26 protein-coding genes and 1 tRNA gene are annotated in these 25,730 nt (G+C 68.8%); 9 read left to right on the top strand and 18 right to left on the bottom strand.

Annotated features, from left to right (window positions below):
- Nucleotides 1-68: 68 nt before the first annotated feature.
- The 4 genes from ACTWQD_RS02405 to ACTWQD_RS02390 all read right to left on the bottom strand — a co-directional run bounded on the left by ACTWQD_RS02405 (nt 69) and on the right by ACTWQD_RS02390 (nt 4,957).
- Complete coding sequence (locus ACTWQD_RS02405) at nt 69-935, bottom strand: class II fructose-bisphosphate aldolase (RefSeq protein ID WP_443194597.1); 867 nt, start codon at nt 933-935, stop codon at nt 69-71.
- Nucleotides 935-2,362, bottom strand: coding sequence for a GntP family transporter (locus ACTWQD_RS02400; RefSeq protein WP_443194596.1), 1,428 nt, complete (start codon nt 2,360-2,362; stop codon nt 935-937). The genes ACTWQD_RS02405 and ACTWQD_RS02400 overlap by 1 nt, the downstream gene beginning before the upstream one ends.
- A gap of 135 nt (nt 2,363-2,497) precedes the next feature.
- Complete coding sequence (locus ACTWQD_RS02395; RefSeq protein ID WP_443194595.1) at nt 2,498-3,391, bottom strand: NAD(P)-dependent oxidoreductase; 894 nt, start codon at nt 3,389-3,391, stop codon at nt 2,498-2,500.
- Between the two features lie 51 nt (nt 3,392-3,442).
- A complete protein-coding gene (locus ACTWQD_RS02390; RefSeq protein ID WP_443194594.1) occupies nt 3,443-4,957 on the bottom strand; it encodes a four-carbon acid sugar kinase family protein in 1,515 nt (504 codons plus the stop codon).
- Nucleotides 4,958-5,106: 149 nt separating this feature from the next.
- On the opposite strand from ACTWQD_RS02390, the gene ACTWQD_RS02385 reads away from it, so the two are divergent.
- Entirely contained in the window at nt 5,107-5,817 is a 711-nt protein-coding gene (locus ACTWQD_RS02385) for a FadR/GntR family transcriptional regulator (RefSeq protein ID WP_443194593.1), read from the top strand.
- Between the two features lie 67 nt (nt 5,818-5,884).
- Here the strand turns inward: ACTWQD_RS02385 and ACTWQD_RS02380 are convergent, their stop codons facing one another.
- Nucleotides 5,885-6,142, bottom strand: a complete 258-nt coding sequence (locus ACTWQD_RS02380; protein ID WP_443194592.1) for a metal-sensitive transcriptional regulator — start codon at nt 6,140-6,142, stop codon at nt 5,885-5,887.
- A 169-nt stretch (nt 6,143-6,311) separates the two neighbouring features.
- Here ACTWQD_RS02380 and ACTWQD_RS02375 point away from each other — a divergent pair, with 169 nt between their 5' ends.
- From ACTWQD_RS02375 to ACTWQD_RS02360, 4 genes are all read left to right on the top strand, one after another.
- Nucleotides 6,312-7,226: an SGNH/GDSL hydrolase family protein gene (locus tag ACTWQD_RS02375; RefSeq protein WP_443194591.1), complete on the top strand. Its 915-nt coding sequence runs from the start codon at nt 6,312-6,314 to the stop codon at nt 7,224-7,226.
- Nucleotides 7,227-7,301: 75 nt separating this feature from the next.
- Nucleotides 7,302-7,511, top strand: coding sequence for a dodecin (locus tag ACTWQD_RS02370; protein WP_066432547.1), 210 nt, complete (start codon nt 7,302-7,304; stop codon nt 7,509-7,511).
- A 127-nt stretch (nt 7,512-7,638) separates the two neighbouring features.
- The gene (locus tag ACTWQD_RS02365) at nt 7,639-7,902 is read left to right on the top strand and encodes a GlsB/YeaQ/YmgE family stress response membrane protein (protein WP_066432543.1); all 264 of its coding nucleotides are present in this window, start codon (nt 7,639-7,641) and stop codon (nt 7,900-7,902) included.
- 107 nt (nt 7,903-8,009) lie between these two features.
- The gene (locus ACTWQD_RS02360; RefSeq protein ID WP_443194590.1) at nt 8,010-8,501 is read left to right on the top strand and encodes a hypothetical protein; all 492 of its coding nucleotides are present in this window, start codon (nt 8,010-8,012) and stop codon (nt 8,499-8,501) included.
- On the opposite strand, the gene ACTWQD_RS02355 is transcribed toward ACTWQD_RS02360, so the two are convergent.
- Nucleotides 8,498-9,334 (bottom strand): putative protein N(5)-glutamine methyltransferase, encoded by an 837-nt coding sequence (locus ACTWQD_RS02355; protein WP_443194589.1) that lies wholly within the window; start codon nt 9,332-9,334, stop codon nt 8,498-8,500. The two genes, ACTWQD_RS02360 and ACTWQD_RS02355, sit on opposite strands and share 4 nt — an antisense overlap.
- Before the next feature lie 66 nt (nt 9,335-9,400).
- Between ACTWQD_RS02355 and ACTWQD_RS02350 the strand changes: the two genes are divergently transcribed.
- Both ACTWQD_RS02350 and ACTWQD_RS02345 read left to right on the top strand, forming a co-directional pair.
- Nucleotides 9,401-10,495 carry a lactonase family protein gene (locus tag ACTWQD_RS02350; RefSeq protein WP_443194588.1) on the top strand — a complete coding sequence of 365 codons (1,095 nt, stop codon included), beginning with the start codon at nt 9,401-9,403 and terminating at the stop codon, nt 10,493-10,495.
- Nucleotides 10,496-10,745: 250 nt separating this feature from the next.
- Entirely contained in the window at nt 10,746-13,838 is a 3,093-nt protein-coding gene (locus ACTWQD_RS02345; protein ID WP_443194587.1) for an alpha-amylase family glycosyl hydrolase, read from the top strand.
- A gap of 116 nt (nt 13,839-13,954) precedes the next feature.
- On the opposite strand, the gene ACTWQD_RS02340 is transcribed toward ACTWQD_RS02345, so the two are convergent.
- Nucleotides 13,955-14,971, bottom strand: a complete 1,017-nt coding sequence (locus tag ACTWQD_RS02340; protein WP_443194586.1) for a PHP domain-containing protein — start codon at nt 14,969-14,971, stop codon at nt 13,955-13,957.
- Nucleotides 14,972-15,145: 174 nt separating this feature from the next.
- On the opposite strand from ACTWQD_RS02340, the gene ACTWQD_RS02335 reads away from it, so the two are divergent.
- The gene (locus ACTWQD_RS02335; RefSeq protein WP_443194585.1) at nt 15,146-16,327 is read left to right on the top strand and encodes a GGDEF domain-containing protein; all 1,182 of its coding nucleotides are present in this window, start codon (nt 15,146-15,148) and stop codon (nt 16,325-16,327) included.
- A 2-nt stretch (nt 16,328-16,329) separates the two neighbouring features.
- On the opposite strand, the gene ACTWQD_RS02330 is transcribed toward ACTWQD_RS02335, so the two are convergent.
- From ACTWQD_RS02330 to ACTWQD_RS02315, 4 genes are all read right to left on the bottom strand, one after another.
- Nucleotides 16,330-17,226: a serine/threonine-protein kinase gene (locus ACTWQD_RS02330; protein WP_443194584.1), complete on the bottom strand. Its 897-nt coding sequence runs from the start codon at nt 17,224-17,226 to the stop codon at nt 16,330-16,332.
- A complete protein-coding gene (locus tag ACTWQD_RS02325; protein ID WP_443194583.1) occupies nt 17,223-17,483 on the bottom strand; it encodes a hypothetical protein in 261 nt (86 codons plus the stop codon). The genes ACTWQD_RS02330 and ACTWQD_RS02325 overlap by 4 nt, the downstream gene beginning before the upstream one ends.
- Before the next feature lie 56 nt (nt 17,484-17,539).
- Nucleotides 17,540-18,043 (bottom strand): MarR family winged helix-turn-helix transcriptional regulator, encoded by a 504-nt coding sequence (locus ACTWQD_RS02320; protein WP_443194582.1) that lies wholly within the window; start codon nt 18,041-18,043, stop codon nt 17,540-17,542.
- Between the two features lie 126 nt (nt 18,044-18,169).
- Nucleotides 18,170-18,242 (bottom strand) — tRNA-Lys (locus tag ACTWQD_RS02315).
- Nucleotides 18,243-18,455: 213 nt separating this feature from the next.
- Between ACTWQD_RS02315 and ACTWQD_RS02310 the strand changes: the two genes are divergently transcribed.
- Nucleotides 18,456-19,112, top strand: coding sequence for a hypothetical protein (locus ACTWQD_RS02310; protein WP_443194581.1), 657 nt, complete (start codon nt 18,456-18,458; stop codon nt 19,110-19,112).
- Between the two features lie 198 nt (nt 19,113-19,310).
- Here the strand turns inward: ACTWQD_RS02310 and ACTWQD_RS02305 are convergent, their stop codons facing one another.
- The 7 genes from ACTWQD_RS02305 to arsB all read right to left on the bottom strand — a co-directional run bounded on the left by ACTWQD_RS02305 (nt 19,311) and on the right by arsB (nt 25,642).
- Entirely contained in the window at nt 19,311-20,513 is a 1,203-nt protein-coding gene (locus ACTWQD_RS02305; RefSeq protein ID WP_443194580.1) for an MFS transporter, read from the bottom strand.
- A 2-nt stretch (nt 20,514-20,515) separates the two neighbouring features.
- Nucleotides 20,516-20,938, bottom strand: a complete 423-nt coding sequence (locus tag ACTWQD_RS02300; RefSeq protein ID WP_443194579.1) for an arsenate-mycothiol transferase ArsC — start codon at nt 20,936-20,938, stop codon at nt 20,516-20,518.
- Entirely contained in the window at nt 20,935-21,612 is a 678-nt protein-coding gene (locus ACTWQD_RS02295) for an arsenate reductase ArsC (protein WP_443194578.1), read from the bottom strand. The genes ACTWQD_RS02300 and ACTWQD_RS02295 overlap by 4 nt, the downstream gene beginning before the upstream one ends.
- Nucleotides 21,613-21,656: 44 nt before the next feature.
- Nucleotides 21,657-23,042: an FAD-dependent oxidoreductase gene (locus ACTWQD_RS02290; protein ID WP_443194577.1), complete on the bottom strand. Its 1,386-nt coding sequence runs from the start codon at nt 23,040-23,042 to the stop codon at nt 21,657-21,659.
- Between the two features lie 75 nt (nt 23,043-23,117).
- Nucleotides 23,118-24,092, bottom strand: coding sequence for a thioredoxin-disulfide reductase (trxB, locus tag ACTWQD_RS02285; protein WP_443194576.1), 975 nt, complete (start codon nt 24,090-24,092; stop codon nt 23,118-23,120).
- Nucleotides 24,093-24,102: 10 nt separating this feature from the next.
- The gene (locus ACTWQD_RS02280) at nt 24,103-24,525 is read right to left on the bottom strand and encodes an arsenate reductase ArsC (RefSeq protein WP_443194575.1); all 423 of its coding nucleotides are present in this window, start codon (nt 24,523-24,525) and stop codon (nt 24,103-24,105) included.
- A 25-nt stretch (nt 24,526-24,550) separates the two neighbouring features.
- Nucleotides 24,551-25,642 carry an ACR3 family arsenite efflux transporter gene (gene arsB, locus ACTWQD_RS02275; protein WP_443194906.1) on the bottom strand — a complete coding sequence of 364 codons (1,092 nt, stop codon included), beginning with the start codon at nt 25,640-25,642 and terminating at the stop codon, nt 24,551-24,553.
- Nucleotides 25,643-25,730 lie beyond the last annotated feature (88 nt).

The raw sequence follows: 25,730 nt of genomic DNA, 5'->3' as shown, positions 1-25,730 counted from the left end.
CCCAAAAAACAACAGAAGGCCAGGACCTGTGACAACAGATCCTGGCCTTCTGTGGTTCCGGCCGGGCGTCAGCGCGAGAGGGTGGCCAGCGCCGTGGCCGCGAACGTCCCGGCCGAGGCGTCCCATTCGGCCAGCAGTCCCTGCAGGTTCTCGCCGTCGCTGCGGTGCGCGCCCGTGCGCGCCTCAAGGGTTTCCAGGACGCCGGTGCGCAGCTCGGTGTTGAAGTTGACCTTGCCCACGTTCATGGCGGCGGCCTTGACCAGCTCAGCCGCGGGTATTCCCGAGGCGCCGTGCAGCACCAGGGGGATGTGGGTCCGCACGGCGATGTCCTGCAGCACGTCCCACCGCAGCTCCGGTTCGCCCTTATAGCGGCCGTGGACGTTGCCTACGGCCACGGCCAGCAGCTGGGCTCCGGTGCGGGCCACGAAGTCCTCCACCTGCGCGGAGTCGGTGAGTCCGGCCGCGGGGACGCTGCCTGCGGCGTCCGTTCCGAAGGCACGGTCCTCGTCGCCGGCGAGGCCGCCGAGTTCGGCTTCGATGACGGTCTGCGCCGACCCGCCGTCGTCGAGCATGGCACGGGCCGCACGGACCAGGGCGATGTTGTCCTCGTAAGGCAGCGACGATCCGTCCACCAGGACGGAATCCGCCCCGGCGGCCACGGCGTCGGAAATGACGCCAAGGTCCGCGGCGTGGTCGAGCTGCACGGCGACCGGGACGGCCGCGGCGTCAGCGAGGCCGCGCAGGGCCGCGATCAGCCGGAGGCCGTTGGCTGTGGCCGCGGTGCTGGGGGAAACCAGCAGGATGGCTCCGCGGCCGGCGTCCTCCGCCGCCGCCACCACGGCGAGCGCCGTGGTGAAGTCGTAGCAGGTGAAGGCCGGAACGGCCGAGCCCTGCTGGAGGGCTGAAGCGACCAGGTGATCGAGGCGGGCACGCATCAGACGCTCAGGCCTCCCACCATGATCCAGACGAGGAACGTCAGGGCGAAGCCGGCGACGCCGAGGATGGTGGTCAGCACGGTCCAGGTCCTGAGGCCGTCGGCCACGGACAGTCCCAGGTACCTGGTGACGATCCAGAAGCCGGAGTCGTTGATGTGGCTCAGGCCGAAGGCGCCGAAGCCGATCGCCACCAGGATCAGGGCGGTCTGCACGGGCGAGTAGCCGCCGTCGGCGACGGATGCGGCCAGCAGGCCGGCAGTGGTGATGATTGCGACCGTGGCGGAGCCCTGGGACGCGCGGAGCACGGCGGCGAGGATGAAGGCCATGAGGATCAGCGGAAGGCCGATGCTCTGCAGGCCCTCGGCGAGTGCCTTGCCGATGCCGGAGACGGTGAGCACCTTTCCGAAGACACCGCCGGCGCCGGTCACGAGGATCACGATCGCCGTCGGGGCGAGGGCGGAGTCCATGACTTCGCCGGTGTGCTGGGAGGACCAGCCGCGGCGGATGCCCAGGAAGTAGTAGGCCAGTCCGAGCGCGGTCAGCAGTGCAATCAGGGGCGCACCGACGAAGGCGGCGATGTCGGCGGCCTGGCTGCCCTTGGGCAGGACGACGGCACCTACGGTTCCCACCATGATCATCAGGATGGGGAGCACGATCAGGGTGATGATCATGGCGGGGCTGGGTGCGGTCTTGGCCGTGGTCTTGACGGCCACGCCGCCGCCGCTGCCGTTGCCCGGGGCGGTATCCTGCTCGACGTCGGACTTGCCGGTGCCGAAGAGGCGGAACTGCTCGGCCGTGCCCGACAGCATGGGGTATTCGCGGCGGTTCATGCGCTTCGCGACGAAGTATCCGAGCACGCCGACGGGGATGCAGAGCAGGAGGCCGATGATGGTGGTCCAGCCGATGTCGGCCTTCAGGATGCCGGCGCCGCCGACCACGCCGGGGTGCGGCGGAACAACGACGTGGATCGCCAGCATGATGGCGGCGACAGGGAGCCCGATCTTGATCGGGTTCACGCCGGCGGCCTTGGAGAAGCCGTAGATGATGGGGATCAGGATGATGAACCCGACGTCGAAGAAGACCGGGATCGCCAGCAGGAACGCTGCCGCGGTGAGCGCCGCGATGACCCTGCGCGGGCCCAGCAGCTGGGTGAACTTGCCGGCGAGGGCCTGGGCTCCGCCGGAAACTTCGATCATTTTGCCGAGCATGGCACCGAGGCCGACCAGGATCGCGACCGAGCCCAACGTTCCGCCCATGCCTTCAGTGACGGTCTTGACGATGTCCGGGAGCGGGATCCCGGCGACCAGGGCCACCAGGACGCTGACAACCAGCAGCGCCAGGAAGGCCGGGATCTTGAACTTGATGACGGCCAGCAGCAGCAGGGCAACGCCTGCTGCCGCTATGGCCAGAAGAGCGAGAGCGCTCATCGGGTGTCTCCTTTGACGAGCCGGTCGGGGGGGACCGGCGGTGTGGGTTCAGCGGCGACGGCGGAGGGGGGAGCCGCCGTCGCCGGGTTTTGGGGAACTATAGGCGCAGCCGGGGGCGTCGCCTAGGTGGTGCGACTAGGCCGTGCGCCTGGTGGGTGCGACCACCTTGATGACGGCGGAGTCGTCCGCTGCGGCGAGGCCCTGGGCCTGGCCGAGGAGGTACAGCTGTTCGGCTGCTGCGGCCACGGGGGCGGCGAGGCCCGCAGCGCGGGTGGCCTTGCCCACGATGCCCATGTCCTTGACGAAAATGTCCAGGCGGCTAAGGACCTCGGCGCCGTCTTCGGTGTAGGCCTCGAGGATGCGGGGACCGCGGTTGGAGAGCATAAAGGACCCGGCGGCGCCGGCTTCCAGGGCCGCGAGGGTCTTGGCCTGGTCCAGGCCGAGGGCGTCGGCGAGGGCCATGGCCTCGGCCGCTGCGGCGATGTGGATGCCGCACAGCAGCTGGTTGACGGTCTTGAGGGCTTGCCCGTCGCCGGGCTTGTCGCCCACGACGGTCAGGGTGGAGGCGAGCAGTTCGAGCACCGGGCGGGCCGTCTCCAGTGCCTGCGGTTCGGCGCCGACCACGATCAGGAGGTCGCCTTCGCCGGCGCGCTTCGGTCCGCCGGAGAGCGGGGCGTCGACCAGGGCAACACCGAATTCCGCAAGGCGGGCAACGGTGGCCGGGATGGCCTCGGTGCCGACGGTGCTGCCGAGGATCACGACGGCGCCCGGCTTCAGAACGGAGGCGACGCCGTTTTCGCCGAACAGGACGTCGTCCAGCTGCTCGCCGTTGCGCACGGCCAGCAGGAGGGCGTCCGCGCCCTCAGCGGCCTTGCGGGCTGAGGAAAAGGTGCGGATACCGGCCTCTTCGGCCAGTTTCAGCCGGGGCTCGGCAATGTCGAAACCGTGCACGGTCAGCTGGGTGGCCAGGCGCGCGGCCATGGGCAGTCCCATGGCGCCCAGGCCGAGGACGGTGACTTGGTAGTTCATGGTGTTCTCCGTTGAATGAGGGTTGGGAGCTGGCTAGGGGGCAGCGTGGGCCTAGAAGGTGTTGCTGAGCTTGCGGGTGACCTGGGCCAGGGACTGGTCGTCGCCCACGTTGCCGGCGAACACGATGTACGGAATGCCCTTTGCGGGCCCGTCCACCGGCTCCCACAGGCTGACGATGCCCGGCAGCATGGGGCCGCGGACGATCGCGTGGCGGATTTCCAGGCCGTGGGCGGCCACGTCCGAGGAGGTGATGCCTCCCTTGGCGATGACGAACCGCGGCGGGAAGGTCTTCAGGGTCCGGTTCACCACGGCGACGACGGCGGCGGACACGGTGCGTGCGATCCGCAGGCTTTCGGCGGCGTCGTCCGTCTTGATGAGCAGCCGGCTGGTGTGGAGGATGACGTCGGCGCTGCGCAGGGACTCCACAACGTCCCGGACGATCTCCGCCAGGTACTCATCGGGGTTTCCGCCCAGCAGCTTTTCGACGTCGATCTCAACAATGCGCGCGGCGCTGTGCTGGTCGACGAGGGCCTTGAGCTGGCGGGTGGTGACTCCGACGTGCGAGCCGACCACGATCAGGCCGCCGGCGGCGGAGGGCGTGTTTCCCGCATAGGCTTCCGCGCCGCTGAGTTCGGTGCGGATTTCCTGGCCGATGCGGCCGCGGACAAACGGCGGGCCCACCCGGTAGAGGAGCTTTTTGCCGCGGCGTTCGGCTTCCTCGAGGCCCAGGGCGAGGGCACGGAAGTCGTTCTCGGTCACGATGTCGGCGACGATCGGGGTGGAGTCGGTGGCGGGGCCGATCGCATCCGCGATGGCCTTCGCCGAGATCAGGGGGTCGCCGTCCGGGCCGGCTGCGCGGATGGTGGCCAGGTCCAGCACAATCACGGTGTCCGCCGGGAAGCGTCCCCCGGACTTCTCCTCGACGTACTTCGCCAGTTCGGAATTGGCGAAGCCGAAGCTCGCATCCCGGGCGAATTCAGTCTCGGCAACGGGGGTGAGCCGGCCGGCGGCGTCGCCGGTGCCGCGCATGTAGTGCACACCGCCGATTGTGACGCGTCCGGCGTCGGGGAAGGCCGGGACGATCACGACACCGTCCGTCGCCTCGCCGCTGACGGCCGTGACGGTCGCCGCGATGGTGTCCGGCTCCAGCGGGTAGTGGCCGCGGAGGGTGGAGTCGCTGCGGCTGACGAAACCCAGGCGCAGCCCGGCGTCCGCCTCGAGGGCGGCCGCGGCGAGGGCGTTGCGGACCACTTCCTCGTTGCGGACGGCGGCCTCGGCCGGGTCCAGGCTCCGGGAGTTGGTCAGGACGTAGACGGCGTCAGGCCGGCGTCCGTTGATGCGGTGGGAGAAGGCCCAGGTGAAGTCGGCGACATCCCAGCGCGTCAGGACAGGCAGGTCCGCGACGGACTGCGTGCCGGTCGGGTCGTCGTCGAGCACCACGAGGATGCGGGGGGAGGATTCGGACGAGGCCTCGACGGCGGCGGCCACCGTGCGGGCGGGAATCCGGACCTCTGCGGGGAAGGCGGCCAGCACATCTGCTTCAAACAGGTCTGATTCAAAAGACACTTGCACTCCATTGTGGGGAACTCTGCTGCGTGGGTGGTGATTTGTAAGATGTCTGACATCTAACATTTGAATGCTAGTGTGGCATACGGCACAAGGACGCGCAAGTAGACTGGGCCATCAGGAATGCCGATAACACCGATTGGGGAAATTTGGCTAGGAAATCGCTGGTCGGCGTTGTGGCCGACGAGCTGCTGGACCGCATCATTGCCGGCGAGTTTCCGCCCGGCGCAGCCGTCCCCGGCGAGCTGGAGCTCAGCGCCCGCCACGAGGTGAGCCGCATGACGGTCCGCGAGGCGATGAAGACCCTTGAGGCCCAGCAGATCCTGAGCGTGGAACGCGGCCGGGGCACCTTCGTGAACCCGCTGAGCCGGTGGGCGTCCCTGGAAGCGGTGCTCCGGGCCGCCTCAGAGGGGAAGAACGATGCCGCTGCCGCCGTCCAGCTGATCGAGCTGCGCCGGATGCTGGAGTCGGGCGCGTGCGAACTGGCGGCGCTTCGGATCAGCGACGCCGACCTCGAGACCCTTGACGGCCAGCTGGAATCAATGCGCGCGGCGCACAACAAACATGACGTGGCCGCGTTCGTGGCGGCGGACCTGGCGTTCCACGACCTCATCCTGCGCGCCTCGGAGAACGTTTTTGTGGCGGTTCTCTTCGCGCCGCTGCACCGGGTGCTGGAAAAGCGGCGGACCCAGACGTCAGAGGTGCGCGAGATCCAGGCGCACGCGATCGGACACCACCAGAAAATCGTCGATGCGCTGGCAACGCGGGATCCGCACCAGGCCCGGGACGCCATGGACGCCCACATGCAGCAGACGCTCGATGACCTGAAGACCTACGTCCTGGCGGACCGCCCGGCCTGACGGGGCCGGACCGCCGCAGGAACTTCCGGGCGCCTGCCCGGGTGCCAGTCCGGGGCGGAAGCCCGGCTCAGGCGAGGGAGAGAAAGAGCTTTTCGAGCTCGGCCCGGTCCAGGGTGGGGTCCTCCTGCTGCATGCACTGCTGCAGGCCCGTGGCGATGATCGAGAACCCGGCCTTGTCGAGGGCGCTGGAAACGGCAGCCAGCTGCGTGACCACGCTCTTGCAGTCGCGGCCCTCTTCGATCATCCGGGTGACGGCAGCCAGCTGCCCCTGGGCGCGGCGAAGTCGATTGATGACGGGCTTCATGTCAGTGGGATCGAGTTCCATGGGTTCCTCCGGGATCAACAGGGCTACATTCCATGATATACCCCCCTGTGTATCGGTTTCCCCTCTGCCGGCTATGATCTTGCTCGCTTGCACGCCCCCTGGGGACCGCCCTCCTGCTAGGGACCTAAGTACCTAGTGAACCCGGCATTTCGGGCGTATTGCTGGGAGTGTGAACGCCGCCGGTTTCCTGGATGCCGGCGCCGGCGGTGCCGGCGCCAGGGTCCCCGGCCTGCGGCAGGGCACGGACCCGGGTCTGCGCCGGGGCGCGGGCCTGGCTGGAGGGCTCCGAACCGCCGGGGCGTGGGGCCGCTACGTTGCGATGGGGGACTCGTTTACGGCGGGCATGGGGGACCCGGAACCGCTGAGCCCGGGCGGCATGCGGGGCTGGGCCGACCGGATAGCCGAGGAGCTCAGCGGCGCGCGGCCGGACTTCCGTTACGCCAACCTCGCCGTCAGCGGCCTCGTCATGCGTGAGATCCTGGACCGGCAACTCGCGCCCGCCATCGCGCTGCAGCCGGACCTGGTGACGCTCTCGGCCGGCGGAAACGACATCGTTTTCCACCGCAGCGATCCGGACCGGCTGGCTGCCACCCTCGACGCCGCTGTGGGCCAGCTCAGCGCCACCGGCGCCACCATCGTTTTGTTCACCGGCCCGGACTGGCGCCACACGCCCCTGTTGGGCCACAACCGGGGCAGGGTTGCGGTCTACAACGAGAACATCCGGGCCATCGCCGCCCGCCATCACGGCGTGATTGCCGACCTCTGGACGCTGCGGCAGCTCTCGGACCCGCAGATGTGGGATCCCGACCGCCTGCACTTCTCGCCGCTGGGGCACCACACCATCGCCGCCATGGTGCTCGAATCCCTCGGCGCCCCGCACACGCTGATTCCGCTGGCACCCAGGCCCCTGCCCGCCGGAACCTGGCGGGACAGCAAAGCGGGCGACCTCGCGTGGTTCACCAACTACCTGCTTCCGTGGATGGTTCGCCGGGTTCGGAAACCCGCTGACGTCCCGCCGCAGACGCCCAAGCGTCCCGAACCGGGGCCGGTGCACGGGTCCGCCGGAGCAGCATCGCTCCCCTAGTCCCGCGGCGGTCTGTCCGCTAGTGTGCAGGAACGGCCCACTGCCGGGTATCGATGGCGATCATGAGGAGCGAAGTTGTCTAACCACACCTACAGCATTTCTGAAATTGTCGGAACCTCGAACGAGGGCGTGGACGCCGCCGTCCGCAATGGCATCGCCGAGGCGGCCAAAACACTGCGGCACCTCGACTGGTTTGAGGTCAAGGAAATCCGCGGGCACCTCGAAAACGGCGAGATCGCCGACTGGCAAGTCACCATCAAGCTCGGATTCCGCCTGGAGCGCTGAACGCGCCGAAGAATATTCCAGCCCGTCCGAATGGCCCTTTGATACTAAGCATGATTAGTATTGAAGCAGAAGGATGTAGCGCGCCCGGCAACCCGGGTGCCTCCTCAATGAAGAAGGAACGATAAAAATGGGTTTTTTCGCATTTCTGATTCTGGGCCTTATCGCCGGTGCAATCGCTAAGGCAATCCTCCCCGGCAAGCAGGGCGGTGGCATTCTCATCACGCTGCTGCTCGGCGTCGTCGGCGCCATCCTTGGCGGCTGGATTGGCGGACTGCTCTTCGGTACGGGCATCAACGAGTTCTTCTCCCTGTCGACCTGGCTCCTGGCCATCGGCGGTGCGATCATCGTCCTGCTCGTTTACGGCATGATCACCAAGCGTTCGGCCCGCTAAAGCCTGCGCGACCGGAGAACCGGTCTCGGGAATCTTCCCGGGGCCGGTTTTTTGGCTAACGCCCCATAAACATCTCACCGAGTATCACCCAGGAACAGGAGCACAGCATGAAGAACAAACTTGTTTTCGGAGCAGGAATCGCAGCAGGCTACGTTCTCGGGTCACGGTCCGGGCGGGCCGCCTACGAGAAACTCAAGGCACGCGCGGCCGCCCTCTGGGAAAGCCAGCCCGTCCAGGACAAAGTGGCCGCAGCGACCGACGCCGTTAAGGAAAAGGCCCCCGAGGTGTCCGGACAGCTCGGCGAGGCCGCCCGGCGTGCCGGGACGGTCATCGGTTCCGCCGTCCGCCGCGACAGCTCCACCGCCGCGAACGCCGACACGCCGGGCGATGATGCGGCTGCCGCCGGCATCCCCGCGCACAGCACCCATCCGGAGACCGTGAACCTTGGCACGTCGGCGGCGGAGGCCGCTTCCGCTGCTGCCGACGTCGAATCCGACCCGGCCTTGAACGACAAGAACGGCCAGGACTGGTCCGACGAAGGCGGGGCCACCCCCGCCGGAGCCGCCACCAACGTGGACCCCGAAAGGCTCCGCGGCTAAAGGCGACCTGCCGGCAGGGCCGCCGCTGTTCCGACCACCACCGTGGCGTCCAGTTCCCCGGAGCTGGCCACCCGGGCGGAGAGCCCGTGGCGGACGAACAGTCCGGCGGTCCGCGCCGCCTGCCGCCGGCTCGTCTCAAGCAACAGGTGGCCGCCCGGAGCCAGCCACTGCAGCGCCCCGGCGGCCACCCGCTGCTGCACCTGAAGCCCGTCTGTTCCGCCGTCGAGGGAAACCCGCGGCTCGTGCAGGCGGGCTTCCTGCGGCATGGCGCCGATTTCCGCCGAGGGAACGTACGGGGCGTTGACCGCAAGGATGTCGACCCGGCCGCGCAGCCGCTCCGGGAGCGGCCCGTAGAGGTCCCCCTCGTGTACTGAGCCGCCGAGCGGAACGATGTTGCGGGCAGCGCACCGCACGGCGCGGGGATCGATGTCCGAGGCGTGGAGCTCCAGGGGACCGGCCTGAGCCGCGAGCGCCGCTCCGACCGCCCCCGATCCGCAGCACAGGTCCACGACCACCGGCGTCCGTCCCGTCCCGGTCCCCGCCAGCAGTCGGGCAGCCTGCCGGACAAGGAACCCGGTGCGGCGGCGGGGTACAAAGACGCCGGCATCCACGGCGATCCGGAGCCCGCAGAACTCTGCCCAGCCCAGGATGTGCTCGAGCGGCAGACCGGAAACCCGCCGCGCCACAAGAGCTTCGAGCTGTTCCGGGGTGGCCGCGGCGCCGGCCAGCAGCCGGGCCTCCTCCTCCGCAAAGACACAGCCGGCCGCCCGGAGCCGTTCAACGATGGCGGGCCGTGTGACAACCGCGGCCCGGGGCGCAGGAGGAGCTGCCATGCCAGATCACCCTTTTTTCGTCCGTGGTGCCGGAACCCCATGCTATCCAAGTGGCAGGATGGCACCATGGCCACCCTCCGAAATGCAGCCCAGACGTCCCAGCCGCTTCCGGCGGCCGCAGTCCCCGCCGAGGACCTGATCTGGACCGGCTGTTACACCGCGGACAACGGTGGCCAAGGAACCGGAATCGGGGCGCTGCGTGCCGCGGCCGACGGAACGCTGGGATGGCTGGGCGTCGCCGCCACGGCGGACTCGCCGTCGTTCCTCGCCGTCCATCCCACCCTTGGCATGGTCTATGCCGTGGGCGAGGCGGCCCGGACGGTCACGGCGTACCGCCGGTCCGGCGGCTTTGCGCTGGAACGCACCGGCCCGGACTGGCCGGCCGGCGACGCCGCCTGCCATGTCGCCGTCGACCCGCGGGGCCGCTTCCTGGTGGTGGCCTGCTGGGGCGACGGCCAGGTGCTGCTGTACGAACTGGACGGCGACGGCGGCATCTCGGCACGGTTCGCGGCGGCCCCCTCGACGCTGGCGGGGCGGCCCAGCCGGGCCCATGCCACCCTGATGCTCGACGACGGCAGGGTGATGACCACCGACCTCGGCCACGACCTGCTGCGGGTCTGGAACTATGTGCCCGGCCAGGGGCTGCAGCTGGACCACGAAGTGGCGCTCCCCCGGGACAGCGGCCCCCGGCACCTCGTCCAGCACCCGGGCGGAGACGTGCTGGTGGTGACCGAATACTCGGTCGAGGTTGCCGTGGCGCGGCGTTCGTCCGGGTCGGGGACGTTCAGCCTGGCCGGGGTCTTCCCGGCAACCCGGGCCGGCGCGGCGGCTGGGGACTCGGCCGCGGAGATTGCCCTGTCCGCGGACGGGAGGCACGCCTACGTGGGCGTCCGCGGTTCCAACCGGATCAGTGTGCTGGAGGTGGACGCCGACGCCGCGCGGCCCGTGGCGGACTTCCCCAGCGGCGGCGACTGGCCGCGGCATCACCTGCTCCGGGGCGCGCGGCTGCATGTGGCGCACGAACGGTCCGGGGATGTGGTGACGTACCCGCTGGACCCCGAAAGCGGCCTCCCCGGTGAAGCCATGGGCAAGGTGGAAGTGGCCTCCCCCGTGGCGCTGGTCCCGGCCGGGCTGAGGGCAGGGTCCGCCGGGCAGCCCTGACAGGGGGACATGCCCATCCTTCGCGCCGTGGACTGCGCATAGCGGCACTATGTCCAGCTTTGCCCGCAGCCGGAGGGCATGTCCCGCCGTCGTGGAGCGGTGCCGGCCACCACGTGGCGATGCAGAAAATGGCCACTCGCTGGAAAAACCCCCGTGCAAGCGCTTACAGTTGTGACTTGGCTCTCAGTAGCCGGTCTCCCCGCATCCGTCCTTCGTCGAGGCAACGTCGCTTACCGGAAGGTCCACCATCGTGTTACTCCGCAGTTCCCGCGCGGCCAAAAAGCCCGCGCCCAGCCACCGGCAGTGGCGATCCGCATTATTCCGCGCCGGAACTGCCGGGGCTGCGGCGGTCGTTACCGCGGCAGCCGCCGTCGTGCTCCCGGTGCCGGCGGCCCAGGCCGTCCCTGCCCCGGATGATCCGTCGGCCGTCCATTCGCTCCGCGGGCCGGTGACGGACGAACGGTTCTACTTCGTCATGGCAGACCGCTTCAATAACGGCAGCAGCGCCAACGACGACGGCGGCCTGGGCCCGGACCCGATGGTGTCCGGGTTCGATCCAACGAAGAAGGGCTTCTTCAACGGCGGGGACCTCAAGGGCCTGCGGGAGAAGATCGACTACATCCAGGGCCTGGGCACCACCTCGATCTGGCTGACCCCGAGCTTCAAGAACAAGGCGGTCCAGCCGGAGGACAAGTCCGCCGGCTACCACGGCTACTGGGTCACCGACTTCACCCAGATCGATCCCCACTTGGGCACCAACGAGGAACTCAAGTCCCTCATCGACGAGGCCCACGCCCGCGGCATGAAGGTCTACTTCGACATCATCACCAACCACACCGCCGACGTGATCGGCTATGAGGAAGGCAACCGCACCGCCTACAAGTCGAAGGACGCAGCGCCGTACCTGACCGCTGCAGGGGACCCCTTCGATGACCGCGACTACGCGGGCACGGAGGACTTCCCGGAGCTGGACGCTGCGACGTCCTTCCCCTACACGCCGGTGCTGGCGGCCGGGGAAGAGAACCTCAAGGTCCCCGCCTGGCTCAACGACCCCACGCTCTACCACAACCGCGGCGACACCACCTTCGAAGGGGAAAACTCCTTTTACGGCGACTTCTTCGGCCTGGACGACCTCTTCACCGAACACCCCACGGTGGTCAACGGAATGATCGACGTCTACACGAAATGGATCGGCGACTTTGGTGTGGACGGCTTCCGGATCGACACCATGAAGCACGTCAATGACGAGTTCTGGCAGGAATTCGGCCCGCAGGTCCTCGACTACGCCAAAGCCCACGGCAAGGACGAGTTCTTTATGTTCGGCGAGGTCTTCGACACCTCCAAGAGCTTCACCTCGCAGTTCACCACCCGCAACAAGATGCAGGCCGTGCTCGACTTCCCGTTCCAGGACGCTGCCCGGAACTTCGCCTCGCGCGGCCAGGGCGCCGGGGACTTGGCGTCCTTCTTCGCCGGGGACGACTGGTACACGGATGCGGACTCCAACGTCTACGAACTGCCCACCTTCCTGGGCAACCACGACATGGGCCGGATCGGCAGTTTCATCACCGCGGACAACCCGGACGCGGACGACGCCGAACGTGTCGCCCGCGACCACCTCGCCCATGAGCTGATGTACTTCTCCCGCGGCAACCCGGTGGTCTACTACGGCGATGAACAGGGCTTCACCGGCCCCGGGGGTGACCAGGACGCGCGCCAGACCCTGTTTGCCAGCGAAGTCCCGGACTACCTCGACGATGATCTGCTCGGTACCGGCGCCACCCACGCGAAGGACAACTTCAACCCGGCCCACCCGCTCTACCGCGGGATCAGCGAGCTCGCCGCCCTGACCACGGAGCACCCTGCGCTGCGGAACGGCGCCCACCAGAACCGCTACGCCTCCGACGGGCCGGGCATCTACGCCTTCTCCCGGACCGACGCCCGCGACCAGCGCGAGTACGTGGTCTCCATCAATAACAGCGAACAGCCGCAGACGGCCGCCGTGCCGACCTACGTGGGCAAGCGGGTGTTCAGCCGGATCTACGGTGATGCGAGCGCCGAGGTCAAGACCGCGGCGGACGGGAAACTCACGGTCACGGTGCCGCCGCTGTCCGCCGTCGTCTACCAGTCCGCCGGCAGGATCCCGCACTCCAAGGCGGCCCCCGCCGTGACGCTGCAGGAACCGGCAACGTCCGCCGAGGACAACAGCCGCATCCGGGTGGCAGCCGACGTTGACGGCGGCTCCTTCTACGAGGTCACCTTCCAGACACGCACCGGTGGCGGCGCATGGACCTCCATCGGCACGGATGACACCGCGCCGTACCAGGTCTTCCACGACGTCTCCGCGCGGCAGGCCGGCACCCCGGTCGAGTACCGTGCCATGGTGCTGGACAACGGCGGGCACACCTCCGTGAGCCAGCCCCGCAGCGGCACCGTTCCGGCGCCCGTTCTGACCCTGGTGTCCCCCAAGGAGGGCAGCAGCGTCAAGGGCAAGGTGGAACTCAGTGCAGTCGCCAGCCCGGAAAAGCCCGGCTACACCGTCCGGTTCGAGCGCAGCGTCAACGGCGGGCCCTGGGCCGAAGTCGGCCGGGACAGCTCCTCCCCCGCGTACACCGCCGTCGATGACCTGGGCACGCTGGACCTGGCGGACGGCACCCCGCTGAGCTATAGGGCCCTGATGGACGTTCCTGGCGTGGGCGAGGTGGCCAGCGGGACACGCACCGTGGTGGCCGGGGAGCTTCCCCAGCCTTCGTCAGTCACGGTCGCCGGGAGCCTCAACTCGGAAATGGGCTGCCCGGGCGACTGGCAGCCGGACTGCCGGGCCGCCTTTATGACGCTGGATCCGGCAGATAAGGTCTGGCGGTTCACCACTGATCTGCCCGCCGGCAGCTACGAGTTCAAGGCCGCCCTCAACGGGGCGTGGGACGAGAACTACGGTGCGGATGGAGCGCTCAACGGCAACAACATCATGCTGGAGCACCCTGGCGGCCCGGTGACCTTCCGCTACGACAACACCACGCGCCTGCTCAGCGCCGTGTATGCCTCGCAGCAGCCGGGGGCCGTCGCGGCCGCGGGTGACATGAACTCGGAGTTCGGGTGCGCGGGCGACTGGATGCCGGACTGTGACGCGGCCCAGCTGGCCCTGGACCCCACCGATCTGGTCTGGAAGCTGACCACCACCGTGCCGGCCGGCAGCTACGGGTTCAAGGCGGCCCTCAACCGCGGCTGGACCGAGAACTACGGGGCGGGGGGCGCCCCGGGCGGCGGCAACGTCAGCGTCACGCACGACGGCGGGCAGATCACCTTCCGGTACGACCACTTCAGCCACCTCATCAGCGCCGGCTAAGCACCCCGCACCGCGGGACATGCCCCTTCCCCGCACCCAGGACCGGACATAGCAGCACTATGTCCGGTGCTGGGCGCGGCAGGAGGGCATGTCCCGTGGCGGGCCCGCCACCGGCGTCAGCGCCTGGAGGCAGCCCACTCCAGCAGGCGGTCCAGGGGCCAGGTGGTCACGATCCGTTCCGCGGGCACGCCGTGGCGTTCGGCGCGCTCGGCACCGTACTGCAGGAAATCCAGCTGGCCCGGGGCATGGGCATCGCTGTCGATGCTGAAGAGGCAGCCCGCGTCGAGCGCCAGCTTGATGAGGTCACCCGGCGGGTCCTGGCGTTCGGGCCGTGAATTGATCTCGACGGCGACGTTGTTCTCAGCGCAGGCCGCGAACACCGCACCGGCGTCGAACTCCGACGCCGGGCGCGTCCCCCGCCCGCCCTGGACCAGCCGGCCCGTGCAGTGGCCGAGCACGTTGGTGTGCGGGTCCGCGATGGCGCCGAGCATGCGCCGGGTCATGGTGCGTTTGTCGGAGCGAAGCTTCGAGTGCACGCTGGCGACGACGATATCCAGCCGGTCCAGCATCTCCGGGGTCTGGTCCACCGTGCCGTCCTCCAGGATGTCGGCCTCGATGCCCGTCAGCAGCCGGAAGCCGCCGCCGGCGTTGAGTTCCGCGACGATGTCGAGTTGCTCCGCGAGCCGCTCGGTGCTCAGCCCGTTGGCGATTTTGAGGTTCGGTGAATGGTCGGTCAGGGCAAGGTACTCGCGGCCCAGCAGCCGGGCCGCGTCCGCCATGTCTTGGATCGGGGACCCGCCGTCGGACCAGTCGCTGTGGCTGTGCAGGTCACCGCGCAGCGCGGCATGAAGTTCGTGGCCGCCCGGCACCAGGGGCTCGGCACCCCGGCTCCGCAGCCCGGCCAGATAGTCCGGCACGCCGCCGTCGAGCGCTTCCCTGATGACCTGGAACGTCCGGTCGCCGATCCCTTTGGTCCTTTTCAGCCGGCCGTCGGCGGCCCGGGCCGCCAGTTCCTCCGCGTCAAGGCCGGCGATGATCCCGGCGGCTTTCCGGAACGCTTGGACCTTGAACGTGGGTGCGAGCTCGCGTTCAAGCCAGAAGGCGATCTCGTTGAGGGCGTCGACGGCTTCCATGGCACTATCTTGCACCCCTTCCGCGCACCGGGCGCCGGGGACGCTCGTGCCGCGCCGCTGCGGGCGGCGGCGGTCCCGTTCTGAGAGACTTGACCCGGCCGGGGGCTGATCCGGCGGGGAACTACGCCGACGGTCCATGGGGAGGCCGGGCTGGCAGCTGGGAATCGTCAACATATGGTGCTGCTCGACCGGTCAACGCTCATGGTGGTTTTCGCCGTGACGACGCTGACCATGCTGGTGCTCTTCTACTTCGACACCTACCGCAAGAGCCGGGCGCCCTTTGCCGGCTGGTGGTGCATCGCCGTCGCATCCTTCTTTTTTGCCGCCGTGTTCTACTTCCTGGCCGAGGTGCAGGGCGTCGGCTGGTCCGGGAGTGCGGGAAACGGGGTCATGGTGCTGGGCTCCGGATGCGTCTGGGCCGGCACCCGCTCGGTGGCCGGGCGGCGGGTCCGGCCCTGGCTGCTGGGAATCCCGGCCCTCGCGGCCGTCGCCATTGACGCGGCAGTCCGCTACACGGAGCACGCCCGGATCGGCAACATTGCCCTGCTGGCCCTGATGGGCACGGCGGTGGGCCTCGCATCGGTGGAACTGTGGCGCGAGCGCGCACACTCCTGGCACCTGGTCCGGTCCCTCGCCGTCGCCACGGCGTTCTGCGCCGCCTACTACCTGAGCAGGATGGCCGGGCTGGCGCTGCTGGGGCCCGCGGACCCGCTGTTCCAGGTCCTTTTCGGCACGGGGGTGACCCTGCTGATGGCCATCGTCCTGCTGGTGGTGGTCTCCTCCAGCATCACCTCGCTGAACTACGCCCGCCGCACCGAGGATTTGCAGGAGCTGGCCTCCCGCGACGGGCTCACCGGGCTGCTGAACCGCGGGGAGTTTATGCACCAGGCCCAGCGCCGGCTCCGGGCCAACGTCGCGGCCGGGATCAGCACCGCCGTGGTGATGGCGGACCTGGACCGCTTCAAGGCGGTCAATGACCGGTTCGGGCATGACGCGGGCGACGGCGTCATCCGGGCTTTCGCCGATGCCTGCCGCTCGGTGGCGCGGAGCGGGGACCTGGTGGGCCGGTACGGCGGCGAGGAGTTTTCCTTGCTGCTTGAGGGCGCCGACGCGGAGGAGGGCGTCCGGATCGCAGACCGGATCAACGCGGCGCTGGCCGAATACCGCGTCCTGCCCGGGGGCGCGGGCGCCCCGACGGCCAGCTTCGGCGTGGTGGATACACGCGACCGGACCGCCGGGCTGCAGCGGCTCCTCCGGGAGGCCGACCGGGCACTTTATGAGGCCAAGGCGGCCGGCCGGAACAAGGCAGTCATCGGGTTCGCCGCCGCCGGTGACGCCGCTGAGCAGCGCCGGTAAACTCAGGGCGCTGAGTTGAGTTTCGCCGCCCGGGCCGCCGCCGCAGCAGCGGAGGGCCTGGCGGCAGGGTCCATCGCCGTCATGTCCGTCAGCAGGGCAACCCATCCCGTGCCCAGCCGGGCCGGAACTTCCGGGTTGCGCAGGGTCCGCGCCACCAGGGATTCCACCAGCGCTCCCGGGAAAGCCTTGCTCCCGGTGAGGCATTCGAGCAGCACCAGCCCCAGGGCATAGATGTCGCTGGGCTGGCCGGGAGGGCCGCCGGCGGCCTGCTCCGGGCTCATGTAGTGCACGGTCCCGGATGAGTCGCCAGGCTCCAGCTCGGCGCCGGCGGGCGTGGCGATGCCAAAGTCAGCGATCCGCACGGCGGAACGCCGCAGCTCGCTGAGGAGGATGTTGGCGGGCTTGATGTCCCGGTGGACCAGTCCCCGCGAATGCACGTGCGCCAGCCCGGACAGCGCCGCGGTGGCCCAGCGAGCCACTTCGGCGCCGCCGGCCGGGCCGCGGCGGATCCGCTCGGCGAGGCTTCCGCCATAGACGAATTCTTCGACGAGGAACGGGCGTCCTGCCCACGGGTCACCCGCCGGCACCACTCCTTCGGCGATGAAAGTGACAATCGCCGGGTGATTCAGGGACGCCAGGACGCGTGCCTCGGCGTGGATCCGTTCCGTCTGCCGCAGGTCGGGACCCTCGGCCACCTTGATGGCGACGGGCCGGTTGTCCAGCAGGTCGGTTCCGCGGAACACCGTGGCAGTGGCGCCCCGGCCCAGAAGTTCATGGACGAGGAAGCGGCCGGCCGGGGCGTCCGGAAGGCACAGCACCCGGGCACCGAGACCTGCGGCGGTCAGGTCAGGGGCGGCGGCGGGGCGTTCCGCCAGCGCCAGGGCGGGGGGCGGGGTCACCGGCTGAGCTCGGACAGGATGCCGGCCGTGTGGACAGTCCCGTCCAGCTGGAAGCCGCAGCCGCAGCGCCAGAGCGGCGGCAGCTCTGGCGCAGCATCGGCCGGAGCGAAGGAGTACACGGACATGGTGGCCGAGGCCGGGGCCTTCCACTCCATCGGCGTCCCGCAGTGGCTCGGTGCGGCCAGGGACTGTGCGGCGGGGACGGCGGTGTGCCCCATCTCGGCCACGGCGCCGCCGGAAATACGAATATCAGACATAGTTGGTAAGCATACATATAACTAGTCTGACTAGCTAGTTGCCGGGCCGATCCCCTTTAGTGAGCTTCCGGCGGCTCGGCAATGGCCTCACTCATCCGCCGCAGAAACCTGACCACGGTCCTCGCCTCCTCTTCGGTGAGCTCTTCCGCCACGGCCATCATCCGGCGGTGCATCTCCCCCAGCGTGGCCCGGACCTCAGTATCCGTGGCACCCGTGGGGACGATCACCAGCGAGCGCCGGTCGGTGGGATGCGGCTCGCGGCGCACATGGCCGCTGCTTACCAGCCGGTCGATCAGCGACGTGGTGGAGGCGGTGGTGATGCCCAGAACACGGCTGAGGTCCTTGGGGCCCGCCTGCTCGCCCGCCGCCTGGGCGCGCAGCAGGTACCTCAGCGCAAGGAGGTCCGTCTCCCCCATGCCCATGGAATCCCTCGTGGAGCGGCGCCGGGCGACTTCCACGTTGCGGTACTCGCGCAGGGCCTGAAGGACGGCCCCGGGCGGATCGAGCCTGTCGTCAGGTCCATACCAATAGCCGGAACCGGTGGCGCTGTGCGAGTTCATCCGGCAATCCTAGCCCACCTGATTACTAGTTAATCGTGGGGTTTCGCCCCGGCCGCGCCGGACGACAAAAAACCCCGGCATCCTGTTGTCAGGATGCCGGGGTTTTGTCACTCTTCGCTAAAAGAGTGGGCCCTGTGGGGCTCGAACCCACGACCCACGGATTAAAAGTCCGATGCTCTACCAACTGAGCTAAAGGCCCCAGCCAAATGGCCCCGGAACCGCGGAAAGTCCGCTGTTCCAAGGCTGATCAGCCCAGTCCATTTCTGGACGTTAACACTGTACCTCAGACCCTGGCCTGTTTTGGGCACGGGCGGGCACCCCGTCGGGCGCGGGGCGGAACCTCCGGGAGCGGCCCCCGGCAGCCCCGCTCCCCACGCTCGATTCCCCGCCAGCACTGGAGTAGCGTGGTGGCATGAGCGAGCAAGCAGGATCCAGCACCCCCGGACCGCCCCGGCACCACAAGCCGAAGCCCTTCGCCCCCACCGACTTTGAGCCCTTTGCGGGCGGGGCCGATCCTGCCCGCATCTCCGAGGCCGCCCATCTCGCTGCCCAGGCCCTGGTGCGCCGCGGCCGGGACAGCGACGACCCCGTGGTGACCAAACGCCTGGTCAAGCTCGCCGACGAACAGGGGCTGGATGCCATCGCCGAAATGTGGGCCGAAAGCCCGGCCCGGTCCCTCCCGGGCGCACTCTGGCGGCTGTACGCCATCCGCGCAGCCACCATCCAGGACCCGGAGCGGATCTCCGTGTACTTCAAAGCCGGCAAGGACACCGCCCAGGTCTCGCACGTCGTCGCCGGCGCCGCAGAGCCGCCCGGAGCGGACGAGATGAAGTCCATGGCGGACGCCATCCTGTCAGGTGCGTTCGACGGCGAGTTCGACGTCGCGCTGGAACGCTCCGCAGCGTTCTGCCGCGTCGTGGCGCTCGGCCAGGCCACCCTGGCCGACGGTGCGGAGCACGGCAACGAGCTCCACGCGAGCAAACTCACCCGCAATTCGCACCTTCTGGTCAAAACCGCCGAGGATCTTGAGCACGCCGCCAACGCGTGGCGCCTGGGCGAACTGGACTGAGCCCGGCCACCCTGCCGGATCCCGGCACGCATGCCTCCCCCCGGGCTGTCAATGTTGACTTGTCCCCGGCCACATAGAAAACTAAAAGCGGTGCCGAACCGCGAAACCCCCGGGCTTCAACATTTAGCCGCCTAGAGCGGCCTACCGCCGAGAGGCGTATCCGGTTCGGCACCATTTTCATGCCCTTCTGCCCGGAGGTCAGTCCCGGGTGCGCCGTGAAGCGACGACGGCGATGGCCGCCGCGGTTCCGGCGGCCACAGCCATCGCGTACGCCATAGCCGTGTAGGTGCCGAGACACGCGGCAAGCAGCGGACCTGCTGCCGGGGCGATGGCCGTGACAGCTGTCAGCGGGGCCGCGAAGGTTCCCTGCAGGACGCCCAGATCCTGGCTCCCCCACCGGTCCCCCACGATGGTGGCCTGCAGCAGGGTCTGGCAGCCGCGGACTGCGCCGGCCAGCATTCCCGCGGCGATCAGTACCGGCGCCGGGCCGGGCAGGACAGCCAGCAAGAGGACGGCGGTGGCACCGGTTCCGGTGATGACCGGCAACCGGGCGCCTGCCGGGATAGAGCCGAACAGCAGCCTGCCGCCAACCTGGCCCGCGCCCACCAGACCCAGCCCAAGCGCGGCCGTGGCGTAGTCGGCGCCTTTTTCGATCAGGAGGGGGATGATGTTCAGCGTCACGGTGTAGAGGCCGAGGCAGAGCAGGACCATAAGGGCCTGCAGGCCAAGGAATTCCGGACTGTGCCGGGTGGCGCGGATACGCTTCCGCGCCGCGGCCGCCGGCTCCTTGTGCGGGGTGCGGGTCCACGAGCTGTTGAGAAACCGGGCGTGCAGCGGCACGGTGACCAGGCCCAGCAGTGCTGCCAGGACCAGGAACCCCACCCGCCAGCCGAGCCAGCCGCTGAGGGCTGCGGTCAGGGGGGCGAAGATGGTGGACGCGAACCCGGCGACGAGGGTCAGGACGGTCAGCGGACGGATGCGGGCGGGACCGTACCAGCGGCTGATTACGGTGAAGGCCGGCTGGTATAGGACCGCTGCCTGCGCCGTGCCGGCCAGCATCCAGGCCGCAAAGAACACGGGCAGGTTCGGTGCCGCCGCCACTCCGCCCAGGGCCAGCACCCCCACCAGGGATCCGCCGATCATCAGGGTGCGGGGCCCGGTGCCGTCAAGGATTCTGCCCACGACGATGCCTGCCACCGCAGACACCAGCAGGCCGGTGGAGAAGGCCCCCGTCACCAGGGCCGGGTCCCAGCCGGTGTCCTCGCTGATGGGCCGGACCGCCGCGATCAGCGCGTAGTAAAGCACGCCCCACCCGGTGGTCTGGGTGATGCACAGCGCGGCGAGCCCGCCGCGTGGTGCACCTTCCGCGGCGAGAATCCGGATGGGAGCCGGCGCGGGCACGGTCAGTTCCCGGCGAGCTCCGCGTACAGCTTCTGGACGCGGGCCTTGATGTCGTCCCGGACCAGGCGCATGCGTTCCATGCCTTCGATGCCGCGCTCGGAGGGCTCGTCCGTGTTCCAGAGCTCGAGCCGCTTGCCCTCGGGGGCCTCGACTTTTGCCTCGGTGCCCAGGACGATGACGACGTCGACCGCGTTCAGGACCTCGTCGGTGACGGGCTTGGGGTGTTCCCCGGTGATGTCGATGCCGAGTTCCGACAGCGAGTCCACGGACTGCGGGTTCAGCGACTTGCCGGGTTTGGTCCCGGCGGAGTGCACCGTGACGGTTCCGTTGGCGATCTGGTTCATGAGTCCGGCGGCGAGCTGGGACTTTCCGCCGTTCTTGCTGCAGACGAACAGGACGCCAGGCTTCTTCGTGGTGTGGGTCATGCGCTTGATCCTTCCCCGTCGGCGTCGGTGTTGCCGAGCAGTGATGCCGCCAGTACCCTGACCCGGTCGTGGATCTCATCGCGGATAATCCGCACGGCGGCGACGGGCAGGCCTGCCGGGTCCGCCAGTTCCCAGTCCTCGTAGCGTTTGCCCGGGTAGATCGGGCAGGAGTCGCCGCAGCCCATCGTGATCACGACGTCGGCGGCGCGCACCACGTCGTCAGTGAGTGGCTTCGGGTACTCACGGGTGACGTCCAGGCCCATTTCGGACATCGCCGCGACGACGGCGGGGTCCAGTTCGGCCGCCGGCAGGGAGCCGGCCGACCGGACGTGGATCCTGCCCTTGGCCTCCACGGTGAGCAGGGCGGCCGCCATCTGCGAACGCCCGGCGTTCTGCACGCAGACGAACAGCACCTCCGGGACGTCGGAGGCGACGGCGCCCTTGGACTTGGCCAGGGCGTTGAGCCTGTCAGTCGCGAAGCGCTCGGTCGCGGATGGCAGGTGCGTCTTAATCTTCGCGGTCCGCGCCAGGGCCGCGTAGGACTCGAAGACGTAGCGCTCAACCGTCTCCGCCGCGAACACGCCGGCAAAGCGGTCGGCCAGGCGCGCGCTGATCCGGTGCAGGAGCTCGGTGTTGTCCTGCAGGCCCAGGCCGCGCTCAGGGTGGTCAGTCATGTCAGCACTCCGTTTGGTCGGTGGAAGAAACCGGGGGAAGGTGTCTAGTTTTCGGCGGAGCGGCCATGGGCCAGCCCGGTGGGGAATCCGACAAGGACCGGTTCGGGCGCTCCGCAGCACCCGCCGGAGGTTTCGGCGACGAAGTCGGCGGGCGCGGCGGCAGGCACGTCGCAGCTCGTGCCGATGTCGGAGGAGCAGACGCCCGTCTCCGGCAGCTCGAGCTGGACAGTGTCCGCGGCCTCGCGGTCTCCGGCCAAGGCGGCGGCGACCGAGCGGACCTGCTCGTAGCCGGTGGCCAGCAGGAACGTCGGGGCCCGGCCGTAGGACTTCATACCGACGATGTAGAAATCCTGCTCCGGGTGGGCCAACATCCTGGCGCCGTGCGGCTCCACGGTCCCGCAGGAGTGGAATTCGGGGTCGATCAGTGGACCCAATTCGCGCGGGGCCTCGACACCGGGATCCAGTTCCAGCCGGAGCTCCCGGAGCATGTCAAGGTTCGGGCGGAAGCCGGTGGCCGGGACCACAACGTCGCCCTCCAGGGTCCGGCCGTCAGTGGAGGTCAGCGTGACGGCGCCGGCGCCTGCCGTGAGGCCGGCGATCCCGAAACCGGTGTGCAGCTCCACGGCGCCGCTCTCAACCAGGGCGCGGAGCCGGCTGCCGAGCTGGCCGCGCGCGGCGAGGCCGTCGGCGTCGCCGCCGCCGTAGACCTTAGCCGCCGAAGCGCCGCGGATGGCCCAGACGATCCTCGTCCCGGGCACCTGGTCCGCGAGCTCGGAGAGGTTGATCAGGGTGTTGGCGGCCGAATGGCCTGCGCCAATCACGACGGCGGTGCGCCCGGCAAACGCTTCCCGGTCACGGCCCAGGACGTCCGGCAGCGGAGAAGAAACATAGGCAGCGGCGGCCGTTTCGCCAACAGCGGGCAGGCCCGAGGTTCCGAGCGGGTTGCGGGTGGACCAGGTGCCGGAGGCGTCGACGACGGCGGCGGCCTGGTAGTCGCGCACTTCACCGTCGGTGTGTTCGACCCGGACCACGAACGGGGTGGTGTCGCGATTCCGGCTGTGGGTCTTGTCCATCCCCTGCCGGGTCACTGCGATGACGCGGGCGCCGGTGTGCAGGCGGGACGCGATCGCGGGGAGGGCGGCGAGCGGGGTGAGGTACTGGTCGATGAGTTCACCGCCGGTGGGCAGCGCTGTCGGCTCCGGTGATTCCCAGCCGGTGGCGTCGAGCAGGCGGACGGCGGCGGCGTCGGTGTTGTACTGCCACGGGGAGAACAGGCGGATATGGCGCCACTGCTCGATGGCGGCGCCCGCCGTCGGGCCGGCCTCGAGGATGAGTGGCTCCAGGCCGCGCTCGAGCAGGTGGGCTGCCGCGGCGAGGCCGATGGGCCCGGCTCCGATGACAGCTACGGGAAGGGTGGTGGTTGCATCCATGGTGTCCTCTGTTTCATCCGGTGGTGGCGGTTCGTTGTCGGGGTGCCTGCCGGACCGGCAGGCGGTAAGCCGGGGTCAGGAGTGGGTGGGTTCCTCGACGAGTGCGGTGGCGATGCTGTCGGCGTCGTCCAGTGCTGCGAGGTAGCGTTCAGCGTCCAAAGCGGCGGCGCAGCCGGTGCCGGCGGCGGTGATGGCCTGGCGGTAGCGGTGGTCCACGGCGTCGCCGCAGGCGAAGACACCGCTCAGGTTGGTGACGGTGGTGGGTGAGTCCACCTTGATGTAGCCCTCGGCGTCGAGCTCCACCTGGCCGTGCAGAAGTTCTGTGCGTGGAACGTGGCCGATCGCGACGAAGATTCCGGTGGCGGCTTGCTCCCGGGTTTCGCCGGTGCGGGTGTCGGTCAGGGTGACACCGGTGACCTTGGTGTCGCCATGGATCGCCGTGACGGCGGAGTTCCAGGCGAAGCTGATCTTGGAGTTGTCCTTGGCACGCTGGGCCATGATCCGGGAGGCTCGGAGCTCGCCCTTGCGGACCACCACCGTGACGGACTTCCCGAAGCGGGTGAGGAAGGTTGCCTCCTCCATCGCCGAGTCACCGCCGCCGACCACGATGATGTCCTGGTCGCGGAAAAAGAAGCCGTCGCAGGTGGCGCACCAGGAGAGGCCGTGGCCGCTGAACTTCTTTTCCTCGGGCAGGCCCAGTTCCTTGTAAGCGGAACCGGTGGCGAGGATGACGGCGGGTGCCTCGTGCGTCTCGCCGGCTCCGGTGACGACGCGCTTGAGGTGACCGGTCAGCGTTACTTCGGTGACGTCGTCGAACACCACCTGCGCGCCGAATTTCTCGGCCTGCTGCTGGAGCCCGTCCATGAGCTCGGGGCCCTGGACGCCGCCCGGGAAGCCGGGGAAGTTTTCCACCTCGGTGGTGTTCATCAGGGCGCCTCCCGCGGTGACCGCTCCGGCGATGACAAGTGGCTTGAGTCCGGCGCGGGCGGCGTAGATGGCGGCGGTGTAGCCGGCGGGGCCGGACCCGATGATGATCAGCTGTTCAGTCATGGCTGTGCTCCTACTTGGCTGCGGGGGTGAGGGAGGCGATGAGGTCCTCGATGCGGGCCTTGATGTCGTCACGGATCGGGCGGACGGCGTCGACGCCCTGGCCGGCCGGGTCTTCGAGCTCCCAGTCCTCGTAGCGCTTGCCGGGGAAGATCGGACAGGTGTCACCGCAGCCCATGGTGATGACGACGTCGGATTCCTTGACGGCCTCGGTGGTGAGGATCTTGGGAATTTCGGCGGACATGTCGATGCCGAGTTCGGCCATGGCCTCGACGGCGGCCGGGTTGACCTTGTCGGCGGGTGCGGATCCGGCGGAGCGGACCTCGATCCGGCCCTCACCCAGGGTGGTGAGGAACGCGGCGGCCATCTGGGAGCGGCCGGCGTTGTGGACGCAGACGAACAGGACGGACGGCTTCTTGGCGGTTTCGGTGGTCATGGTGTTCTCCTGAAGTTTGTGGGAGTCAGACGGAAAGGGTGTTTGAGGTGAAGAAGCGTTTGCGCGCCCAGAGGGCCACGTAAACCAGTGCAACAAGGACGGGGACTTCGATCAAGGGACCGACAACGCCGGCCAGCGCCTGCCCGGACGTGACGCCGAAGGTGCCGATCGCCACGGCAATGGCGAGCTCGAAGTTGTTGCCGGCTGCCGTGAATGCGAGCGTGGTGGTCTTGGCGTAGCCGAGGTCCAGCCACTTGCCGATCAACATCCCGGCGCCGAAGACCACGAGGAAGTAGACCAGCAGCGGCAGGGCGATCCGGACGACGTCGAGCGGCCGAGACGTGATGGTGCTGCCCTGCAGCGCGAAGAGCAGGGTGATGGTGAAGAGCAGACCGTAAAGCGCCCACGGGCCGAGCTTCGGCAGGAACGTGCCTTCGTACCAGTCCCGGCCCCTGGCCTTTTCGCCGACAGTGCGGGTGAGGAATCCGGCCAGCAGTGGGATGCCCAGGAAGATCAGTACCGAGGCGGTGATCGCCCAGAAGGAGAAGTCTGCGCTGGTGGTGGGCAGGCCCAGCCAGGACGGCAGGAGCTGCAGGTAGAACCAGCCGAGCGCACCGAACGCGATGACCTGGAAAACGGAGTTGATGGCCACCAGCACGGCCGCAGCTTCCCGGTCACCGCAGGCCAGGTCGTTCCAGATCATCACCATGGCGATGCAGCGGGCCAGACCCACGATGATCAGGCCGGTGCGGTATTCAGGCAGATCCGGGATGAAGATCCAGGCCAGGGCGAACATGAATACCGGAGCAAGGACCCAGTTCAACACCAGTGAGGTGACCATCAACTTGCGGTCCCCGACCACGCGGTGCGCCTGGTCGTAGCGGACCTTGGCGAGCACCGGGTACATCATCACCAGCAGCCCGATGGCTATTGGCAGCGAGACTTCGCCGACCTTGACCGCCTCAAGGGCAGTGTTCAGGCCCGGGATAAAGCTGCCCAGGAGCAGTCCCAGGACCATGGCGGCGATGATCCATACCGGCAGGAAACGGTCCAGGGTGGAGAGTTTGCCGACGACGGCTGCCCCGCCCTTCAGAGTGGGCGATGGATCAGTCTGGATACTCACGGGACTCCTGTGCTGCTCAGCTTTAGATTGACGCTTGTCGATATGAAGTATTTCCAACTATATCGATAAATGTCAATGTCTG

Source organism: Pseudarthrobacter sp. 1C304, from assembly GCF_052245515.1.
GTDB lineage: Bacteria > Actinomycetota > Actinomycetes > Actinomycetales > Micrococcaceae > Arthrobacter.
Note: the sequence above shows the minus strand (reverse complement) of the source record. Positions and strands in the feature narration are given on the sequence as shown.

Bases quoted from the DNA above. Each gene is read 5' to 3' on its own strand.
- ACTWQD_RS02395 (WP_443194595.1), bottom strand. From the start codon at position 3,391: ATGAACTACCAAGTCACCGTCCTCGGCCTGGGCGCCATGGGACTGCCC.
- ACTWQD_RS02335 (WP_443194585.1), top strand. From the start codon at position 15,146: ATGGTGCTGCTCGACCGGTCAACGCTCATGGTGGTTTTCGCCGTGACG.
- ACTWQD_RS02365 (WP_066432543.1), top strand. From the start codon at position 7,639: ATGGGTTTTTTCGCATTTCTGATTCTGGGCCTTATCGCCGGTGCAATC.
- ACTWQD_RS02340 (WP_443194586.1), bottom strand. From the start codon at position 14,971: ATGGAAGCCGTCGACGCCCTCAACGAGATCGCCTTCTGGCTTGAACGC.
- ACTWQD_RS02300 (WP_443194579.1), bottom strand. From the start codon at position 20,938: ATGACCCACACCACGAAGAAGCCTGGCGTCCTGTTCGTCTGCAGCAAG.
- ACTWQD_RS02325 (WP_443194583.1), bottom strand. From the start codon at position 17,483: ATGTCTGATATTCGTATTTCCGGCGGCGCCGTGGCCGAGATGGGGCAC.
- ACTWQD_RS02355 (WP_443194589.1), bottom strand. From the start codon at position 9,334: ATGGCAGCTCCTCCTGCGCCCCGGGCCGCGGTTGTCACACGGCCCGCC.
- ACTWQD_RS02350 (WP_443194588.1), top strand. From the start codon at position 9,401: ATGGCCACCCTCCGAAATGCAGCCCAGACGTCCCAGCCGCTTCCGGCG.
- ACTWQD_RS02280 (WP_443194575.1), bottom strand. From the start codon at position 24,525: ATGACCACCGAAACCGCCAAGAAGCCGTCCGTCCTGTTCGTCTGCGTC.
- ACTWQD_RS02380 (WP_443194592.1), bottom strand. From the start codon at position 6,142: ATGGAACTCGATCCCACTGACATGAAGCCCGTCATCAATCGACTTCGC.
- ACTWQD_RS02400 (WP_443194596.1), bottom strand. From the start codon at position 2,362: ATGAGCGCTCTCGCTCTTCTGGCCATAGCGGCAGCAGGCGTTGCCCTG.
- trxB (WP_443194576.1), bottom strand. From the start codon at position 24,092: ATGACTGAACAGCTGATCATCATCGGGTCCGGCCCCGCCGGCTACACC.
- ACTWQD_RS02295 (WP_443194578.1), bottom strand. From the start codon at position 21,612: ATGACTGACCACCCTGAGCGCGGCCTGGGCCTGCAGGACAACACCGAG.
- ACTWQD_RS02310 (WP_443194581.1), top strand. From the start codon at position 18,456: ATGAGCGAGCAAGCAGGATCCAGCACCCCCGGACCGCCCCGGCACCAC.
- ACTWQD_RS02290 (WP_443194577.1), bottom strand. From the start codon at position 23,042: ATGGATGCAACCACCACCCTTCCCGTAGCTGTCATCGGAGCCGGGCCC.
- ACTWQD_RS02405 (WP_443194597.1), bottom strand. From the start codon at position 935: ATGCGTGCCCGCCTCGATCACCTGGTCGCTTCAGCCCTCCAGCAGGGC.
- ACTWQD_RS02320 (WP_443194582.1), bottom strand. From the start codon at position 18,043: ATGAACTCGCACAGCGCCACCGGTTCCGGCTATTGGTATGGACCTGAC.
- ACTWQD_RS02360 (WP_443194590.1), top strand. From the start codon at position 8,010: ATGAAGAACAAACTTGTTTTCGGAGCAGGAATCGCAGCAGGCTACGTT.